This window comes from Mycobacterium genavense ATCC 51234, assembly GCF_000526915.1.
GTDB lineage: Bacteria > Actinomycetota > Actinomycetes > Mycobacteriales > Mycobacteriaceae > Mycobacterium > Mycobacterium genavense.
This window is the reverse complement of the sequence record NZ_JAGZ01000003.1, coordinates 81,167-100,491: the sequence shown is the minus strand read 5'-3', so window position 1 is coordinate 100,491 and position 19,325 is coordinate 81,167. Positions and strand designations below refer to the sequence as shown.

Below are 19,325 nucleotides of genomic sequence, written 5' to 3'. Positions count from 1 at the left end.
CTGGATCAATGAGTCTGCAAGCGCCATCGCGTCCTGACTTGCGTCAGGAGGTCCACAACGCCGCCCGTCGCGCCCGCGCCGCGTCCCGTGCGCTGGCGTTGTTGCCGACGGTCGCCAAGGATCAGGCGCTGCAGTCCGCGGCCGAGGCGATCACCGCCAACACCCGTCAGATCCTGGCCGCGAATGCCGAAGATCTCAAGGCGGCGCGCGCCGCCGGGACGCCGACCGCGATGCTGGATCGGTTGGCGCTGGACCCCAGCCGGGTCGACGGAATCGCCGCAGGTCTGCGCCAGGTTGCGGGGCTGCCCGATCCGGTCGGGGAGGTGCTGCGCGGTTACACGTTGCCCAACGGGCTGCAACTGCGTGAGCAGCGGGTCCCGCTGGGCGTGATTGGCATGATCTACGAGGGCCGGCCCAATGTCACCGTCGACGCGTTCGGGCTGGCGCTCAAGTCGGGCAATGCCGTCCTGCTGCGGGGCAGTTCCTCGGCGGCACGATCCAACCAGGCGCTGGTCGAGGTGCTGCGGGGCTCCCTGGTCAGCGAGGACTTGCCCGCCGACGCGGTCCAGCTGCTCTCCTCCGACGACCGCTCCACGGTCACGCACCTGATCCAGGCGCGTGGCCTGGTCGACGTGGTGATCCCGCGCGGGGGAGCGAGCCTGATCGACACGGTGGTACGCGACGCGCAGGTGCCCACCATCGAGACCGGTGTGGGCAACTGCCACGTCTACGTGGACGCGGGCGCCGACCTGGATGTGGCGGAACGGATTCTGCTGAACTCCAAGACCCGGCGGCCCAGCGTGTGCAACGCCGCCGAGACGCTGTTGGTGGACGCCGCGATCGCCGGGCACGCGGCGCCCCGGCTGGTGGCGGCCCTGCAGGACGCCGGGGTGACCGTGCATCTGGATCCCGACGAGGACAACTTGCGCCGCGAGTACCTGTCGATGGACATCGCGGTGGCCGTGGTCGATGGCGTCGACGCCGCGATCGCCCACATCAACGAATACGGCACCGGGCACACCGAGGCCATCGTCACCACCAATATGGCGGCGGCCCAACGATTTTCCGACTGCGTCGATGCGGCGGCCGTGATGGTCAACGCATCGACGTCGTTCACCGACGGCGAGCAATTCGGCTACGGCGCCGAGATCGGCATCTCGACGCAGAAGCTGCATGCCCGCGGTCCCATGGGCCTGCCCGAACTGACCTCGACCAAATGGATCGCCTGGGGGGACGGCCAGGTTCGCCCGGCCTAGCCCACGAAAAGCGTTTAGGAGAACTGAGATTGTGAGCGTGCCCGCCCGGTCCGCCCCGCTGTTCGCGGACATCAGCGACGTGTCGCGGCGGTTGGCCGAGACCGGCTACCTGCCCGACACGGCCACCGCGACCGCCGTGTTCCTCGCCGACCGGCTGGGCAAGCCGCTGCTGGTCGAGGGTCCCGCCGGGGTCGGGAAGACCGAGCTGGCGCGTGCCATCGCGCAAGCCACCGGCTCCGGCCTGGTGCGGCTGCAGTGCTACGAGGGGGTCGACGAGGCGCGCGCACTGTACGAGTGGAACCACGCCAAGCAGATCCTGCGCATCCAGGCCGGCTCCGGCGACTGGGACCCGACCAAAGACGACGTGTTCAGCGAGGAGTTCCTGCTGCAGCGCCCGCTGTTGACTGCGATCCGGCGCACCGAGCCCACGGTGCTGCTGATCGACGAGACCGATAAGGCCGACATCGAGATCGAGGGCCTGTTGCTCGAGGTGCTCTCCGACTTCGCGGTCACCGTTCCCGAACTGGGCACGATCACCGCCGAGCGCACCCCTCTGGTGGTGCTGACCTCCAACGCCACCCGCGAACTGTCCGAGGCGCTCAAGCGTCGCTGCCTGTTCCTGCACATCGACTTCCCCACGCCCGGCCTGGAACGGCGCATCCTGCTGTCCCGGGTCCCCGAGCTGCCCGCGCATCTGGCCGAGGAGCTGGTGCGCATCATCGGCGTTATGCGCGGCATGCAGCTCAAGAAGGTGCCGTCGATCGCCGAGACCATCGACTGAGGCCGCACGCTGCTGGCGCTGGGCCTGGACACCATCGACGACGCGGTCGTGGCCCAGACGCTGGGCGTGGTCCTCAAACACCAATCCGACCAGCAACGCGCGGCCGGGGAACTCAGGCTGAACTGATGCCCCCGCGCCGCATCCGCCCCACCAGGCCGCTCGCCCCGCACGGGTTGCCCGGCCACCTGGTGGGATTCGTGGAAGCGCTTCGCGGAGTGGGGATTTCGGTGGGGCCGTCGGAGACGGTGGACGCCGGCCGGGTGATGGCCACCCTCGGGCTGGCTGACCGCGAGGTGCTGCGCGAGGGCATCGCGTGTGCGGTGCTGCGCCAACCCGATCACCGCGACACCTACGACGCGATGTTCGACCTGTGGTTCCCCGCGGCGATGGGTGCGCGGGCGGTCGTCGTCGACGACGACAGCGGGGCCGGTGCAAACAGCGACGCCCTGCCCGCCGACGACGTCGACGCGATGCGCCAAATGCTGGTCGATCTGCTCACCCAGAACGAGGACCTGGCTGACATGGACGAGCGACTCGTCGCGATGATCGCGCGGATCGTGGAGGCCTACGGCAAATACAGTTCCAGCCGCGGCCCGTCGTTCTCGTCGTATCAGGCGCTCAAGGCGATGGCGTTGGACGAGCTGGAGGGCAAGCTGCTCGCCCCGTACGGTGACGAGCCGAGCCCCACCCAAGAGCAGATTGCCAAAGCGCTTGCCGCACAGCGAATTACCCAGTTACGTAAGCTGGTCGACGCCGAGACCAAGCGGCGGACCGCCGAGCAGCTCGGCCGCGACCACGTGCAGATGTACGGCATCCCACAGCTTGCCGAGAACGTCGAGTTTCTGCGGGCCTCCGGTGACCAGCTGCGCCAGATGCAGCGGGTGGTGGCGCCGCTGGCGCGCACGCTGGCGACGCGGCTGGCGGCCCGGCGGCGCCGCAGCCGGGCTGGGACGATCGACCGGCGCAAGACGCTGCGCAAGTCGATGTCCACCGGCGGTGTGCCGATCGACGTGGTGCTGGCGAAACCCCGTCCGGCGCGCCCGGAACTGGTCGTGCTGTGCGACGTGTCCGGCTCGGTGGCCGGGTTCAGCCACTTCACCCTGCTGCTGGTACACGCGCTGCGCCAACAGTTTTCACGGGTGCGGGTGTTCGCGTTCATCGACACCACCGACGAGGTCACCCACATGTTCTCCCCGGATTGCGATCTGGCCGTGGCGATTCAGCGGATCACCCGCGAAGCCGGCGTCTACAGCCGCGACGGCCACTCCGACTACGGCAACGCGTTCGTGTCGTTCGTGCAGGCCAATCCGAATGTGTTGTCGCCGCGCAGCTCCCTGCTGGTGCTCGGCGACGGTCGCACCAACTACCGCGACCCGGCCATCGACGTGCTGTCCGACATGGTCACCGCCGCCCGGCACGCGCACTGGCTCAACCCCGAGCCCCGACACCTGTGGGGCAGCGGGGATTCGGCCGTGCCGCGCTATGAAGAAGTGATCACCATGCACGAATGCCGGTCTGCCAAGCAGCTCGCCACGGTGATCGACCAGCTGCTGCCGGTCTGATCACGTCGTCGTCTGATAAACGAGCCGGCGCATCTCGATCCGCGCGTCGAACACGACCCAGTCCGCGTAGCAGGGGTTTGCGACCACACCCCGAATCGTCGGCCGCGGGTCGACGCGGAAACTGATGTGGCGGGTGGGACCACGGCGCGGCGACCGCCCGGCCCGTGCGGCCCGGTAAGCTGGCACATCGTGCAAAAGCGGCGCCGCAGGCTGGGAGTAATGGGTGGGACGTTCGACCCCATCCATTACGGGCACCTGGTTGCCGCCAGTGAGGTGGCCGACCTGTTCGACCTCGACGAGGTGGTGTTCGTGCCCAGCGGTCAGCCGTGGCAGAAGACCCGCAATGTCTCCGCCGCCGAGGACCGGTACCTGATGACGGTGATCGCGACCGCCTCCAATCCCCGGTTTTCGGTCAGCCGGGTCGACATCGACCGCGGTGGCCCCACCTACACCAAGGACACGTTGCAGGACCTGCACGCGCTGAACCCGGATTCCGAGCTGTTCTTCATCACCGGGGCCGACGCGCTGTCGTCGATCCTGTCCTGGCAGGGTTGGGAAGTGCTGTTCGAACTGGCACGGTTCATCGGCGTCAGCCGGCCCGGCTACGAGCTGCGCCACGAGCACATCACCGAGGTGCTCTGCGAGCTGGCCAAGGATGCGTTGACCCTGGTTGAGATTCCGGCGCTGGCGATTTCGTCGACCGACTGCCGTCAGCGTGCCGCCGAGCGCCGCCCGCTGTGGTACCTGATGCCCGACGGCGTCGTGCAGTACGTCTCCAAGCGCCGGCTGTACCGCGGCTCCGTCGCGGGAGAGGCCAAAGCGACACTCGGCCCGACGGAGTCCAGTATTGCCGCGGGGAACAACCCGTGAGCGCCAACCGGGAAGCCGTCGACATGGCGACGATCGCGGCGAACGCGGCGGCTGCCAAGCTCGCGAACGACGTTGTGGTGATCGACGTCTCGGGACAATTGGTCATCACCGACTGCTTCGTGATTGCCTCGGCGTCCAACGAGCGGCAAGTCAACGCGATCGTCGACGAGGTCGAGGAGAAGATGCAGAAGGCCGGCTACAAACCCGCCCGCCGTGAGGGTGCTCGGGAGGGGCGCTGGACGCTGCTGGATTACCGCGACATCGTCGTGCACATACAGCACCAGGACGACCGCAACTTCTACGCACTGGACCGCTTGTGGGGTGACTGTCCGGTGATACCGGTGGATTTGGCTGGCGGTCCGCCTGATTCGGCGAGCGCGCAATGATCCGTCGACTGTTGATGCTGCGGCACGGTCAAACCGACTTCAACGCCGGCAGCCGCATGCAGGGGCAGTTGGACTCCGCACTCACCGAATTGGGCCGCGCGCAGGCGGCCGCCGCGGCCGAGGTGCTGGGCAAGTTGCAGCCGCTGTTGATCGTGTCGTCGGATCTGCATCGCGCCTATGACACCGCGGTCACGTTGGGGGAGCGCACCGGCCTGCCGGTGCGGGTGGACGAGCGGCTGCGCGAGACACACCTGGGTGAATGGCAGGGCCTGACCCATGCCGAGGTCGACGCGCAGGCCCCGGGCGCCCGCGCCAGCTGGCGCGACGACGCCAGCTGGGCACCGCACGGTGGGGAGAGCCGGCTCGACGTCGCCGCCCGCAGCGTGCCGCTGGTCGCCGAGCTGGTGGCCGGCGAACCGGGTTGGGGAGAGGCCGACGAGCCCGACCGGCCGGTGATTCTGGTCGCCCACGGCGGCCTGATCGCCGCGTTGTCGGCTGCGCTGCTGAAACTTCCGGTCGTCAACTGGCCGATCCTGGGCGGTATGGGCAACGCCAGCTGGGTGCAGCTCTCCGGCCACTCGCCGGATTCCGACGCCGAGTTCGGCGGTATCCGCTGGCGCCTGGACGTGTGGAACGCTTCGGTGCAGGGCTGAACACGATGTCCGCCGAGGTACGACCCACGCTGCTGGTCTTCGCCGACTCGCTGTCCTACTACGGCCCCAGCGGGGGACTGCCCGCCGACGATCCCCGTATCTGGCCCAATATCGTTGCCTCGCAATTGGATTGGGATGTGGAGCTGATCGGCCGCATCGGCTGGACCTGTCGCGACGTGTGGTGGGCCGCCACCCAGGACCCGCGGTCGTGGGCCGCGCTGCCCAGGGCGGGCGCGGTGATCTTCGCGACCTGTGGGATGGATTCGCTGCCGTCGGTGCTGCCGACCGCGTTGCGTGAATTGATCCGCTACGTCCGCCCGCCGTGGCTGCGGCGTTGGGTTCGCGACGGCTACGGTTGGCTGCAGCCCAGGCTCTCGCCGGTGGCCCGGCCCGCCCTACCGCCCCATCTGACCGCCGAGTACCTCGAACAGACCCGGGGCGCAATCGATTTCAACCGTCCGGGTATCCCGATCGTGGCATCGTTGCCGTCGGTGCATATCGCGGAGACCTACGGCAAGGCCCACCACCGCCGCGCCGGGACGGCGGCCGCGATCACGGAATGGGCACAGCAGCACGACATTCCGTTGGTGGATCTCAAAGCGGCGGTGGCCGACGAGGTGATGAGTGGCCGAGGCAATCCCGACGGCATCCACTGGAATTTCGAAGCTCACCAGGCCGTCGCGGAGTTGATGCTCAAGGCGTTGGCCGAGGCCTTCCAGAAGTCCACCGTACCGGTCGAGAAACCGCGCGGCTGAGCAGATGACCGTCGTGGTGGTGACCGATGCCTCGTCGCGCCTCCCGGCCGATCTGCTCGAGAAGTGGGCGATACGCGTTGTCCCGCTTCATGTCCTGCTCGACGGCGGCGATCTGCGTGACGGTGTGGACGAAATTCCCGACGACGTCTACTGGCACCACGCCACCACCGCGGCGGCCACTCCGGCCGAACTCGGCGCCGCCTACCGCCAGGCGCTGGCCGACTCCGGCGGGGATGGTGTGGTGGCCGTCCATATTTCGTCGGCGCTGTCGGGCACCTGTGGCGTCGGTGAACGGGCCGCGGCCGAAATAGGCCCGGCGGTACGGGTTGTCGACTCCAGGTCGGCGGCGATGGGCACCGGCTTCGTCGCGTTGGCCGCGGCCTGGGCGGCGGCCAACGGCGCTGACCTGGACGCGGTGGTGGCCGCCGCGAGCTCGGCGGTGCGCCGCGGTCGCGCGTTCATCGTGGTGCACGGCCTGGACAATCTGCGGCGCAGCGGCCGGATCGGCGGGGCCAAGGCATGGCTGGGCACCGCGCTGTCACTCAAGCCGCTGCTGCGCATCGAGGACGGCAAACTCGTTCTGGCCCAACGGGTACGGACCGTGGGCAGGGCGACAGCGGCGATGCTGGACCGGGTCTGCGAGATCGTCGACGACGGCACCGCGGCCGTGGCGGTGCACCACGTGGTGAACCCCGACGGCGCGAACGAGGTCGCTGCCGCGCTGGCCCAACGGTTACCGGGCTGCGACCCGGCCATCGTCACCTCGCTGGGCCCGGTGCTCGGCGTGCACGTTGGCCCCGGAGCCGTCGCGGTCTGCCTGGATTTAGCTCCGGGCAGCTGACGCGGCCGGTGCCGCGGCCTTGGGCGCCGGCGGCAGGCCGTAGTCACCGCGCGGATGTACGACCTGCGGCCACCAGAACCAGCGCCCGAGCAGTGTCGCGATCGACGGCATCAACAGCGTGCGCACGATCAGCGTGTCGAGCAGCAGACCGATGCAGACGGTCGACCCGAACTGTCCCAGCACTCGCAGTTCGCTTCCGAGCATGGCCGCCATCGTGAACGCGAACACCAGGCCCGCGGCCGTCACCACCCCGCCGGTGCCGGCCATCGAACGGATGATTCCGGTCTTGAGCCCGCCGTGGATCTCTTCCTTGAACCGCGATACCAGCAGCAGGTTGTAGTCGGATCCGACCGCCAGCAGGATGATCACCGACAGCGCCATCACGATCCAGTGGATCTTGATGCCCAACAGATCCTGCCAGATCAGCACCGACAGCCCGAACGATGCGGCGATGGAACTGGCCGCGGTGCCGACGATCACCAGCGCGGCCACCACGCTGCGGGTCAGCAGCAGCATGATCATGAAGATCAGCGTCAGCGCCGATACCACCGCGATCATCAGGTCGTACTTCTCGCCGTCGGCCATGTCCCGGAAGGTCGCGGCGGCTCCGCCCAGATATACCCGGGCATCCGACAGCGACGATTGCTTCAACGCCTCTTGCGCCGCGGTGCGTTCGGCGTCCACCCGTGAAATGCCTGCCGGCGTCATCGGATCGTCCTGATGGGTGATGAAGAACCGGGCCGACTTACCGTCCTGCGACAGGAACATGCGTAGACCCGTCTGGAAATCCGGGTTGTCGAACGCTTCGGGAGGCAGGTAGAAGAAGTCGTCGTTCTTCGACTGGTCGAAGCTTTGCCCCATCACGATGGCGGTGTTGCTCATCGCCTCCATCTGGTTGATCATCGCCCTGAACGTCTGGTACAGCGTCAGCGTGATGCCCCTGGTGGTCTTCAGCGTGGTGATCAACGTGGGGAACAGCGCAGTCAGGTCGCGTGACGCTTTGGCGGTGTGCTTGATGTCGGTGGTGAGGTAGTGGAACTGCTCGGCGAGTTGGTCGAAGCCGTCCAGCGTGTCGAACAGGGATCGCAGCCCGTAGCACAACGGAATGTCGAAACAGTGCTTCTCCCAATAGAAGTAGGTGCGCACCGGCCGGAAGGTGTCGTCGAAATCCGCGATGTGGTTGCGCAGGTTGTCGGTGATCTCCGACGTCACCGCCGTGGTGTTAGCGCTGTCCTCGGCCGCGTTGGCCAGATCCATCGACACCTCGTATTGGCGCTGCGTGGTGTCGATCTGGGTCTGCAGATCATCGGCCATCTTGAGGATGTCGTTCATGCGCTCCTTGAGGAAGCCCATGTTCTGCATCGTGATCTGACTCTGGACGCTGTTCTGAAACGGTATCGAACTGTGCTGGATCGGAATGCCCAGTGGCCGGGTGATGTCCTGGACCATGGCGATGCCGAGCGTGCGCATCTCGTTTTTGGCCACCCGGTCCAACACCAGCATGTCGGCGGTGTTTCGCATGTCATGGTCGGATTCGACCATCAGCAGGTCCGGATTCACGCGCGCCTCGGAGAAGTGCCGGTTCGCCGCCTCTTGTCCTTGGTTGGACGGGGCCGACAACGGCAGGTAGTGCCGATCGTTGTAGCTGGTCACATAACTCGGCAGGGCAACCATGCCGACCAGCACGACCGCGGCGGACACGGCGAGAACCGGTGCGGGCCAACGCACTACGGCGGTTCCCACCCGTCGCCATAGCCGCCCCTGCTTGGCCACCCGCTTGGTCTCGAACAGGTGGAAGCGACAGCCGACGAAGATCACGGCGGGGCCCAGGGTCAGGCCGGCCGCGACCACCACCAGCATGCCGATCGCCACGGGGGCGCCCATGGTGTTGAACCAGGGCAGCCGCGAAAAGCTCAGGCAGTAGGTTGCGCCGGCAATCGTCAGGCCCGAGCCCAAGACGACCGGGGCAACCCCCTTGAATGTGGTGTAGTACGCCGTTTCTCGATCCTCGCCGGCCCGCAAGGCCTCCTGATAGCGGCCGACGAGAAAGATGCTGTAGTCCGTTCCCGCCGCGATCGCCAGCATGGTGAGGATGTTGGCGGCGAACGTGGTGAGCCCGAATGCGTTGTGGTAGCCCAGGACCGCGACCACCCCGCGTGCACAGGCCAGCGCCACAAAGGTCATGAACAGCTGGACCAGCGTGGTGACGAAGGACCGGTAGACCAGCAGCAACATGATCGCGATGGCACCCAGGGTGAACAGCGTGATCTTGGCCAGGCTGGCGTTACCGATGATGTGAATGTCGTCGGACAGTGCCGCGGGTCCGGTGACGTAGGCCTTCACCCCGGGCGGTGCCTTGTTCTCGTCGATCACCTTGCGAACGGCGTCGACGGATTCATTGGCCAGCGTGGTGCCTTGGTTACCGGCGAGGTTGAGCTGCACGTAGGCGCCTTTGGCGTCGGTGCTCTGGGCGCCCGCCGCCGTCAGTCGGTCGCCCCAGAAATCCTGAATGTGCTGAACGTGCTTGGGATCCTGGCGGAGTTGGCGAATCAGCTTGTCGTAGTATTGGTGTGCATCGGGGCCGAGCGGCTGTTGGCCTTCCAGCACGATCATCACGGTGCTGTTGGAGTCGAATTCGCGGAAGTTGTGGCCCATCCGCATCATCGCCTTCATCGACGGCGCATCCAGCGGCGTCATCGGCGCCGAGTGTGCCTCGCCGACGACTTCCAGGGTGGGAACGATGACGTTGACCAGGACCGTGACGGCCACCCAGATCAGGATGATCGGCACCGCGAAGATGCGGATCGCGTGGGGCAGGTAGGGCCGGTGGCCGCGATCGGCCATGCTGGGGCTCTTGGTCCGAATCGGACCGGTGTCCTGCGTGCTCAGGTCGCGGTCGGTTTTGTTGACGTCGGTCATGCGGATTTCACCAAGCAGAAGGTTTGGGCGTTTTGGCCGTCGGACTTTTGCTGATCGCGGACGACGCCGTCCACAGTGATTTTGCAGCCGATCTGGCTGCTATCGCTTTGGGCCATGATGTTGGCGCTCACCGAGGGCAGCGTGGTCGAGATCGTGACCGTCCACGGTAGCGAGGCGTTGTTGATCTGGTGCGTGTTGGCGTTTTCGTCCCAGTAGTTGATGTTCGCGGTGGCACCCGGCGGGCCCGAGATTTCGTACACGACGACCTTCGGATTGAACTGCACGATTTCGATTCCCTTGCCGGCATTGGCGTTGAGGTCTTCCGAGCCAAAGATCCTGTGCAGCCGCGAGACGACCAACGCCGAGACTGCCAGTACCACCGTCAGCAGCAGCGGAATCCACGCCCGCTTGAGCACCTGGGATATGGCATCAGACTTCGGCGAACCGCTCACCTTGACCGCCCTTCCGCTCACCGCTGCGGGGCCTGCCGTCCTGCCTTGGAAAGCTCACCACCACGTCGACAACCCTAATTGTCGGCGGAACCTTCGCTCGGCTAAGTACTCTAAACCTTAAAGGACGGAACCGTTCCTCCGGGGTGCGCTGTCTCTGGCCAAAGTCATATGGCTAGCGTGCCAGACGCCCGGTGACCGGCGGCAAATTGGCCAGGGTCACGATCCCGGGCTCGGCGGCCACCACGGCGGGACGGCGTTGGTGACCGGCATCGCGGTATAGATCATGCCGAGGCCCATGAACCCGGGCTCCGTCCAATCCTTCGACGGCAGGCAGTGCAGCACGGTCGGCATGTTGGGCATTCCGAAGACCTGAATGACGTGGCCGTGCTCCAGCGGTTTGGGCGGGACGACGTGGTTACCCATCGTCCAGTTGAATCCGACGCTGACGACGTTGCGGTCGCCTTCCCAGCCACGGTGGAAGCTACACGCCCGCGACCGTGCCCGCGGGGATCTTCATGAAGCCCAGATCGGAGTCGCCGGTGGCCGCGGTGAACGTGACGTCGAAGGTCATCCTGTCCAGCTTGGCGCCGATCGCGTCGGCCATCATGGCCGCCGATTCGGCGAACACCTCGCTTTCGGACCGCACGCTTTCCGCCAATCCCGGTGTGTCGGGGTCCTGTGAGAAACCCATCGCCGTCTGAGGTTTCCGCGGATTCGTAGGTCGAGCGGTCCACTGACTCGGTGATCCGGATCTCGTCGACACGCTCGCAGGACGCGGACAGCACCATGCCCACCATGTTGGTCATGCCGGGGTGCGCGCCGCTGCCGAAGATCGTCGAATTGCCTTTCCGGCAGCCGTCTTCGATGCGCTTGCGATCCTCCGGCGTCTGCTTGCCGCCGGTGATCCAGGCCGCGCTGGTGCACACGTTGACGCCGGATTCCAGCAGCCGCACCAGCTCGTCGATGTTGGGCCACAACGGGTTATAGCAACACGCGTCGGCGCCCAGGGCGATCAACGCGTCGATGTCGTTGGTGGCCCGCACCCCGGTCGGCTCGGGCCAGCCAGACAGGTCGGCGGCATCGACACCGACCTTGTCGGCTCCGTGCGCGTCCACCCCGACCAGTTCCATGTCGGGCCGCCCGATGATGGCGTGCAGCGACCGCCGCCCGATGTTGCCGGTCGTCCACTGGATGACGCGTAACGGACGGTCTGTGCTGGCTGTGCTCATCGTGGCTCCTTTGCCGCTGCGGGGGTGGAACCATTATGCGAAGGATGCCTCGCCCCGGTGCGCGGGTGTCGCGGCTCAGACGCCCAGCCGGACGAATTGGCCCTGCCGGTACTGGTCGACACAGGCGGCGCGGCGGATCTTGCCGCTCGTCGTGGTCGGAATCGATCCGGGCGGCACCAGCACGAGATCCCCGACATTCAGGCCGTGCGCGTTGGAGACCGCCGAGGTGACCTTGCTCGTGACGTCGCTGAGCCACCGCGCGGCGTCCTCGTGGGTGCGCTGTTTGAGCTCGACGACGGCGACCAACTGCTCGGTGCCGTCCACCGGAACCGAAATCGCCGCGACCCGGCCCCGCGTGATCTCTTGGATCGTCGCCTCGATGTCCTCGGGATAGTGATTGCGCCCGCGGATGATCAGCAGATCCTTGATGCGGCCGACGATGAACAACTCACCGGAGTGCACGAAACCCAGGTCGCCGGTGCGCAACCACGGCCCCATTGGTGTACCGGGCGACGGGTCGACGAGCGTGGCGCCGAAGCAGCGCTGCTCTGACGGCGGCTTGCCCCAATAGCCGTCGGCGACATTCTCGCCATGCACCCAGATCTCGCCGACCGAGTCCGGCGCGCATTCGCGATTCGTCTCACCGTCGACGATGCGCACCGTCGGGGATTGCGGCAGCCGGTATTTGACTAGCGCAGTGCCCTTACCGGCCGCACAGCGCTGGACGCGGCCCGCGCCGAGCGCCGCGGAATCGAAGTACGCCGCCGGCGACGACTCACTCCAGGTGCCGGTCGCCACGAAAACCGTGGCCTCGGCCATGCCGTAGGACGGACGCATCATGTGATCACGAAAATTGAAGTGCGTGAACCGATCTACGAAGCGCCGCAGGGTCGCCGGCTCGACCCGCTCGGCACCGCTGATGATGCCCAGCACGTCGCCGAGGTCGAGCCCGGCCAGGTCCTGGTCGGTGGTTTTGCGCGCGGCCAGGTCGAAGGCGAAGTTGGGCGCCGACGACCAGCTGTGGGGATTTTCGGCCAGCGCCCGCATCCACCGGGCCGGCCTCTCCAAAAATCCGACCGGACCGGTCAGCTCGGCGCGATAACCGCTGAGAATCGGGGCGCAGACGCCCAGCACCAAACCCATGTCGTGGTAGAAGGGCAGCCACGACACGATCGAGGTTTCCGGTGGGAGCGCGGTTCGCGAGTCGGCGAAGAAGCTGTGCATCAGCTGCTCGAAATTCACTTCGAGGTTTCGGTGCGAGATCTTCACCCCGGTCGGCGTGCGGGTCGAACCCGAGCTGTACTGCAGGTACGCGATGTCAGGTAAATCGTCTGTCGGAGCGCCTGTTTCGACGTCGACGTCGCGATTCATCGAATCGATTTCGACGACCTTCGGAACGTCGTCCAGGTGTGCCTGGTCGACATACTCGGCGACATCTTCGACGTGAGCGGAGGTGGTGAGGACAACCGAGGGCGACGTGTCGGCCAGGACCGCACCCACCCGTTCCTGGCTCGAGCCGCGATGCGGCAACGGGAGCGGCACCGCGATGAGCCCGGCCTGCATCGATCCCAAGAAGGCCGCAATGTAGTCCAGGCCCTGGGGAGCCAAGATCACCGCCCGGTCGCCGATCGACCCGTGCGGCCCCAGATCGCGTGCCACGTTGAGAGTTCGGCGCGATACCTGCGACCAGGTGAGACTCTCGGAGACACCCTCCCAGTTCCCCGTGTAATCGGTGAACCGGTATGCGACCTCATGCGGGCGCATGCTGGCCCGGCCGTGCAGCATGGCGAGAATCGACGATCCAGACATCGGCGCGCGGTCAGCCGGTGCCGTGGGACAACACGGACGAGGCACCCGCGAGGATCTGGGACAGCGGATCCGCGCCGCCGCTGAAGGTCGCCTGGTTGGCCGGTGCGGTGACTTCCGCGGGGTCGAAGCCGTGCACGGGGTCGACCTGAACCGGAGCGGTCGCGGGGTCGTCGCTTCGCGAGTAGCCCGCGTTCACCCGCGGGATCAGGATCGCGTCGAGCTTGTTCAGCGTGTCTTCGTCGATCCCGACGTACTTCAGCGGCATGACAAGGGGCAGGTGCTTTTCCGGGACCATGATCGTGGTGTCCTTGGCGCCGTGGGAGTTGACGAAGGTTCGGATGTTCTGCGGCGGCACCATGCTCGGGTTGGTGAACGCCACGGCGGTATGACCGGTGGCCAGGCCCAGCAGCGTGTTGGCGAGCGCGAACAGGTTGTCCGGCCGGTCGGGGAAGTCCGCGATCGAGTCGTACGCGGCCACGAATCTGTTGGTGTCGTGCTGACTTTCGTACGGCGGTGGCATCGTGTAGTCGAGCGCGGGAACGGTGCTGCCCACGGGGAACATGGCGCTCAGGAAGCTCTGACCGAAGGCGTGTCGCCTGATCGGGTCGCCGAAGGTGGCGAAGTTCAGCCGGTCCGGCGGGGGAGCGGTCGGGTCGTTCGCCAGCCGCGCCTGCTCGCCATCGACCACGAACCCGCCCTCGGACAAGCCGATCGCCGTTCCGCGGCGACCCGCGCGGATCGCCGCATCGAGGTTGTCAACGCCCACGGCGACCGACTCGCCGACGCTGGGGCCGTCCAGACCCAGACCGGGGAAGAATTCGTCGAACCGCCCGATACCCGGGAAGAGCCGTTCCAGCACATGGCCCTGCACCTGGCCCGCCGGGTATCGGACGATCTCACGCTGCTGGCCGGGAAACCACTGCGCGCCTTCTTGGCGGATGTACTCGTCGTAGGGGATGCCCAGCACGTGTGCGCCGCCGAGTGCGAACGCCGTCTGGTCACCCGGCGCTCCAGGGGTCGGCGAGCCACCGATGGACGTGTCATCGGCCGACGCGGTTCCGACGCCGAAATACCCTGTGGCGCCGACGGTTACCAGCGCCGAAACTCTAGCGAGTAGCTTCTTCATTGTTGATCCTGACCGCTCGGATTCGTCTCGTAGTCTCACATAAATCATGCGTGTGCCCTAAACGGGTTGTGGCTCGGCGCGTCGGAGGGCAAACCGCCGCGCACCCATGCGTGACGGCCACCAGTTGGCTGGCCCGACCAGCGCAGCGATGGCCGGAACCGTGATGGTGCGTACCAAGAAGGTGTCCAGCAAAATCCCCACGCCGATCACGAACCCACCCTGGACCACGGTGCCGATGCTGGAGAACAACAGACCACACATCGAGGCAGCGAAGATCAGACCCGCCGCGGTGATCACCCCGCCGGTGGAACTCAGGGTGCGAATGATGCTGTAGCGCATGCTGTGTTCGGACTCCTCACGCATCCGCGACACCAGCAGCATGTTGTAGTCGGCTCCCACCGCGACCAGCACCACGAATGCCAGCGGGGGCACGCTCCAATGCAATTGCTGGCCCAGCAGGTATTGGAATACCAGTACGCCGATGCCGACCGCCGACAAATACGAAATGACCACGGAAGCAACCAGATACAGCGGCGCGACGATCGCGCGCAGCAGTGCGATCAAGGTCACCAGCACGACGAGTAGGGTTACCGCGATGATGAACTGGATGTCGTGCTGGTAGTAGTCGCGGGTCTCTTTCAGGCCGACGGTGTAGCCGGCCATCGAGATCTTGGCGTCCGACAGCGCGGTATTCGGTTGTGCACCTCGAGCCGCCGCGGTGATCGCGTTGACCTGGTCCATGGCTTCGGTGCTGAACGGGTTCAGTTTGGTTTGAACCAGATACCGCACCGAATGGCCGTCCGGCGAGATGAATACCTTGGCCGCCTTTTGGAACTCCTCCAACCGCAGCAGCTGTGGCGGGATGTTGAACCCCGCCATCGCCGGTTGCGCCGCATCCCGCTTCAGCGACAACAGAAACGTCGCGGACTCGCCGAGCCCGGCGCCGAGCTGCTTGACTTGGTCGACGAGTTGGGCCACGGCGTCGGCTATCTGCCGGCTTCCCCCGGCCAGCCGGTTCGCCCCGTCTTGCATGCTGTTCAAATTCGCTTGCAGGCCACCGGGTTTGTCCATCCCCATCGAGTGCATCACCTTGGTGAGCTTGCCCAACGCGGCACGGACGCGGTCCGTCGACGCTTTCAGCGCCCGCTTGTCCTGGAAGTCCTGCAGTTGGTGGGCCAAATCGTTGATCGCGTCGAGATCCGCCTGATCGCGCGAGCCCACCAACTGCTCGAAGGCCCCGCGGGTGGAGCTGCACGACTGATCGGCATCGCACACCGGGTTGCCCCGCAGCGCCGTCAGCACCGGACCTATCCACGCGAACACGTTCTTGGCTGCCGAGAAATTCCTGCCCATCGCGTTGCTGAGTGAGTTGACATGATCGACGAGCTGGGCCGCGATGTCGACCTGCTTCACCAAAGCGTCGCCGGTGTACTGGCTCTTCGCCGAGGAGAAGGCGGTTTGCAGTTCCTCCAGGCTGGCCGCGAGCTGGGCGACCTGGCCTCGGACGTCGCCGAGGGTGTCGGCCATCGTGCCCGCCCCGGCCGCCAGCCGGTTGAGGTCACTGGTGTGATCGTTGATCATGGTGGACCCGCCGGCCAGCAGCGTGCCGATGGCGCCCGCCTGATAGGTGGCCCGGAACTGTTCGGGCACATTCCCGGTGGGACGCGTAATGCCGCTGACCGCAGCGACATTCGGTAGCTGGCTGACTCGGTCCGCCATCTGCTCCAGGTCTGCCAGGGCCTTCGGTGTGCGAAGGTCGTGCGGTGACCGGATGAGGATGTACTCCGGAACGGACTGGTTCACCGGGAAGTGACGATCCAGCGCGGCGTAGCCGATCGAGCTCGGCGCGGAGGACCGTAGCGCCTTGCGGTCGTCGTAGTTGTAATGCACCAAGCCGGCGCAGCTGGCCAGGATGATCAGCACCAGCGCGCTGGCGACCAGATTGGCTTTGGGGCGGCGCACGATGCGGATACCCGATCGCCGCCAGAACCGGGCGGTCAGTTCGCGCCGCGGTCTGACCCAGCCGCGCGGTCCGGCGAGCACCAGAATCGCCGGCAGCAGCGTCACCGCGGCCAAAAACGCCACGCCGACCCCGATCGCCGACGACGCCCCCACCGTTTTGAACACGCCCATCCGGGCGAAGCTGATCAGCAGGAAAGTGATGCCGACGGTGGCGGCCGACGCGCCGATCACTTTTCCGATCGACATCATCGCGCGTTTGATCGCCTGGTCGAAATCGGCACCTGATCGCAAATAGTCGTGGTAGCGACTGATCAGGAAGACCGCGTAATCCGTTCCGGCGCCGGCCATTATGGCGCTCAGAAATACGATCGACTGGTTCGAGACTCCCGAGCCGGTCAATTGTGAGTAGGCTGCCACCACCGCCTGCGCGATTACCAGCGAGGCCCCGATCGTCAGCAGCGGCAGCAGCATGGTGACCGCGCTGCCGTAAATCACCAGCAACACGATGAGCACCAGAACGGCGATCGCCAGCTCGATCGGTAGCCGCTCCTTGTTGCCGGCGACGGTGAGGTCGGCGACGGTTGCCGCGGGCCCGGTGATGTTGACCGACAGGGGACTTCCCGAGACGGAGTGCTGGATGATGTCGCTGACCCGGTTGAACGCGGCGTAGGCCTGGGGGGTGCCCAACTCGCCCGCAACGCCGACCGGCAACACCCACGCTTTGTGATCCTTGCTGGTCACGACGGAGCGCAGCGGCGGTGTGCTGATGAAATCCTGCACCATCACGACGTCGCGGGTGTCGTGGCGCAGCGTGTCCACCAGTTTGCGGTAGGTGGCTTCGTCGGCGGGGCTCAACCCCTTGTCGTCGGTCAGGACGACCAGCAGCAGGTCTTCTGAGCCCGATTCGTTGAACGCCTTGGTCATCTCTTTAGCGGTGACACTCGAGGGTGCGTCGCTGGGCAGGATGGCCAGTGGATGCTTTTCGGCCATCTCGCCCAGGGAGGGAAACGTCAGCGGCAGCGCGACCGCAACCGCGATCCACAGCCCGATGACCGCCCAGGGCCACCGCACCACAAAATCGGCTAGCCGTCGCATGTCATCCTCGCCCCCGGTCGGCGCAATCGGGTGCGCCCGCCGGCGACGCTCGCCGGCCCGCTGTTAAGCCGGGCTCGTCCGTGGCGTGCCCCACCGCAAGTCAGAAAAGCTTCAGCCATCGGATGGACCCACGCTACGCGACGCGTCCCCAGTGCCCACGGCCCGCGACCCGCCCGCACACGGACTTCATCGCCGCCATATAGCGGCCGACCGACTTCTGCGTGACCGGATTGTCGGGGTGCATGATCGCCATGACCGTGCCCTCGTCGTACCGGAAGACATAGATGGTCAGCTGATAGGAATACCGGCCGTCGGGATAGATTCCGATATTGTTCGCAAGGCCCAGGTCGGCCGCGGCAAGAATGGCGTTGAGCGGCGCGGCGCCGCCGTGGAAGAAGTTCGACACCGGAAAATTCGGCCGCGGCCAGTTCAACCACGGCGCCAATTCCAATACCCGGTAATAGGGTACCTTCGCCATGTTGAGGCCCGAATCGAAGGACGCCTGCGCTGCCCAGGCCGCATCGCCGAAAGAGGCCGCGGCGATGGGCACGGTGATCGGAATCAAGCCGGTAAACCAGCCCTGCGTCATGAAATTGTCCGCGGCGGTGCGCGAATCCCTGGGTGTGAGCCCGTAATAGGTGAGAGCGCCGGTGAATTCATGCTCCAGCAGAGCAAAGCAGGCGAACAAGCCGCCGACGAAGCGCGCACCGGCGTCCGTGCAGGCCGCTTCGAATCGCTGCGTCTCGGCCACGTCCATCAGCAGTTCGGAGGTCATCTGACTGCCACTGGATTCCGACGGGTTGCCCAGTGGCAGCGGAAATTCCGGAAAACCGCCATTGTTGTTGTCGGCGAACTCAATCCACGCGCGCACCTCGGGCGAATCGACGGTCAAAGTCGACGTGTATTCGCGCTCGCGGACGCAAAAGTCGTCGAAGCTGCCGGCATCGGGGAGAACAAGGGGCTCACCGCCGCTGCTCAGTGCCGAATACATGCCGTTGGCTTCCATCATCGTGGTGCCGACCAATGTCGCATCCCCATGCACGTGATCCATGGCCGCGAAGAAGGTGAAGTGGCTCTCGCTCTGGATGATCCCGAACGTGAAACAGCCCCACTCCAGCGGGTTCGGTATGGCCACGACGTGAGCGTGGATTTCGTCGACGGTCATCGGGCCGTGATCGATTGGCTCGAACTCGATATCAGCCGGATCGCGCAGCGTATGCCGGACGAACTCGCCGCTAGCGGTGCGCTCGAACCAACTGCGGAACGTGTCGTGTCGACGCAGATAGGCGTTGACGGCGTGGTTCATGGCCGCGACATCACAAGTCCCAGGCAACTCACAGGTCGCGATGATTTGCCGGGAGAAGTTCAGCCCCTCGGCCGCCCGGTCGCAGTAGTTACGAAGATGCTGACCCTGCATGTAGCTGACCGGCACCGAGCTGACCGGCGCCTGCCGGACCTTGTCTTTTGCCGCGTCCGTCGGGTGCCACGAGGTGACAGCGCCCGGGGTCAGCGTCCAATCGTCGAGTGCGCCGATCGTAATTTTCCCGATGCGCAAAACTACGTCCCCCTCGGTTTAAACGGTCCCGGTCCGGCCATTGGCGGCGTCACCAAGATAACCCGCCGGGCGAT

General features: G+C 66.1%; 13 protein-coding genes and 2 pseudogenes. 8 read left to right on the top strand and 7 right to left on the bottom strand.

Annotated features, from left to right (window positions below; all coding sequences use genetic code 11):
- Nucleotides 1–8 precede the first annotated feature (8 nt).
- From T428_RS0108185 to T428_RS0108145, 8 genes and pseudogenes are all read left to right on the top strand, one after another.
- On the top strand, nucleotides 9–1,256 hold the full coding sequence (locus T428_RS0108185; protein ID WP_025736090.1) for a glutamate-5-semialdehyde dehydrogenase: 1,248 nt from the start codon (nucleotides 9–11) through the stop codon (nucleotides 1,254–1,256).
- A gap of 31 nt (nucleotides 1,257–1,287) precedes the next feature.
- Nucleotides 1,288–2,163 (top strand): annotated as a pseudogene (locus tag T428_RS26555) (AAA family ATPase).
- Nucleotides 2,163–3,599: a vWA domain-containing protein gene (locus T428_RS0108175; protein WP_025736089.1), complete on the top strand. Its 1,437-nt coding sequence runs from the start codon at nucleotides 2,163–2,165 to the stop codon at nucleotides 3,597–3,599. Before T428_RS26555 ends, T428_RS0108175 begins: the two are co-directional and overlap by 1 nt.
- 189 nt (nucleotides 3,600–3,788) lie before the next feature.
- A complete protein-coding gene (gene nadD / locus T428_RS0108165) occupies nucleotides 3,789–4,469 on the top strand; it encodes a nicotinate-nucleotide adenylyltransferase (RefSeq protein ID WP_084298691.1) in 681 nt (226 codons plus the stop codon).
- A complete protein-coding gene (gene rsfS, locus T428_RS0108160; protein WP_025736087.1) occupies nucleotides 4,466–4,855 on the top strand; it encodes a ribosome silencing factor in 390 nt (129 codons plus the stop codon). The genes nadD and rsfS overlap by 4 nt, the downstream gene beginning before the upstream one ends.
- Nucleotides 4,852–5,508, top strand: a complete 657-nt coding sequence (gene gpgP / locus T428_RS0108155) for a glucosyl-3-phosphoglycerate phosphatase (protein WP_036467543.1) — start codon at nucleotides 4,852–4,854, stop codon at nucleotides 5,506–5,508. The genes rsfS and gpgP overlap by 4 nt, the downstream gene beginning before the upstream one ends.
- A gap of 5 nt (nucleotides 5,509–5,513) precedes the next feature.
- Complete coding sequence (gene octT / locus T428_RS0108150) at nucleotides 5,514–6,263, top strand: diglucosylglycerate octanoyltransferase (RefSeq protein WP_025736085.1); 750 nt, start codon at nucleotides 5,514–5,516, stop codon at nucleotides 6,261–6,263.
- A 4-nt stretch (nucleotides 6,264–6,267) separates the two neighbouring features.
- Nucleotides 6,268–7,104 carry a DegV family protein gene (locus T428_RS0108145; RefSeq protein WP_025736084.1) on the top strand — a complete coding sequence of 279 codons (837 nt, stop codon included), beginning with the start codon at nucleotides 6,268–6,270 and terminating at the stop codon, nucleotides 7,102–7,104.
- On the opposite strand, the gene T428_RS0108140 is transcribed toward T428_RS0108145, so the two are convergent.
- The 7 genes and pseudogenes from T428_RS0108140 to T428_RS0108100 all read right to left on the bottom strand — a co-directional run bounded on the left by T428_RS0108140 (nucleotide 7,087) and on the right by T428_RS0108100 (nucleotide 19,251).
- The gene (locus tag T428_RS0108140; protein ID WP_025736083.1) at nucleotides 7,087–10,023 is read right to left on the bottom strand and encodes an MMPL/RND family transporter; all 2,937 of its coding nucleotides are present in this window, start codon (nucleotides 10,021–10,023) and stop codon (nucleotides 7,087–7,089) included. The genes T428_RS0108145 and T428_RS0108140 overlap by 18 nt on opposite strands.
- A complete protein-coding gene (locus T428_RS0108135; protein WP_211243926.1) occupies nucleotides 10,020–10,448 on the bottom strand; it encodes an MmpS family transport accessory protein in 429 nt (142 codons plus the stop codon). The genes T428_RS0108140 and T428_RS0108135 overlap by 4 nt, the downstream gene beginning before the upstream one ends.
- A 199-nt stretch (nucleotides 10,449–10,647) precedes the next feature.
- Nucleotides 10,648–11,704 (bottom strand): annotated as a pseudogene (locus T428_RS26550) (NAD(P)H-dependent amine dehydrogenase family protein).
- Between the two features lie 75 nt (nucleotides 11,705–11,779).
- A complete protein-coding gene (locus tag T428_RS0108115) occupies nucleotides 11,780–13,513 on the bottom strand; it encodes an AMP-binding protein (protein ID WP_084298674.1) in 1,734 nt (577 codons plus the stop codon).
- Nucleotides 13,514–13,523: 10 nt separating this feature from the next.
- Nucleotides 13,524–14,639 carry an acyltransferase PE gene (gene pe, locus T428_RS0108110; RefSeq protein WP_025736077.1) on the bottom strand — a complete coding sequence of 372 codons (1,116 nt, stop codon included), beginning with the start codon at nucleotides 14,637–14,639 and terminating at the stop codon, nucleotides 13,524–13,526.
- A 57-nt stretch (nucleotides 14,640–14,696) separates the two neighbouring features.
- Entirely contained in the window at nucleotides 14,697–17,696 is a 3,000-nt protein-coding gene (locus tag T428_RS0108105; protein ID WP_025736076.1) for an MMPL/RND family transporter, read from the bottom strand.
- A 133-nt stretch (nucleotides 17,697–17,829) separates the two neighbouring features.
- Nucleotides 17,830–19,251, bottom strand: a complete 1,422-nt coding sequence (locus tag T428_RS0108100; protein ID WP_025736075.1) for a condensation domain-containing protein — start codon at nucleotides 19,249–19,251, stop codon at nucleotides 17,830–17,832.
- Nucleotides 19,252–19,325 lie beyond the last annotated feature (74 nt).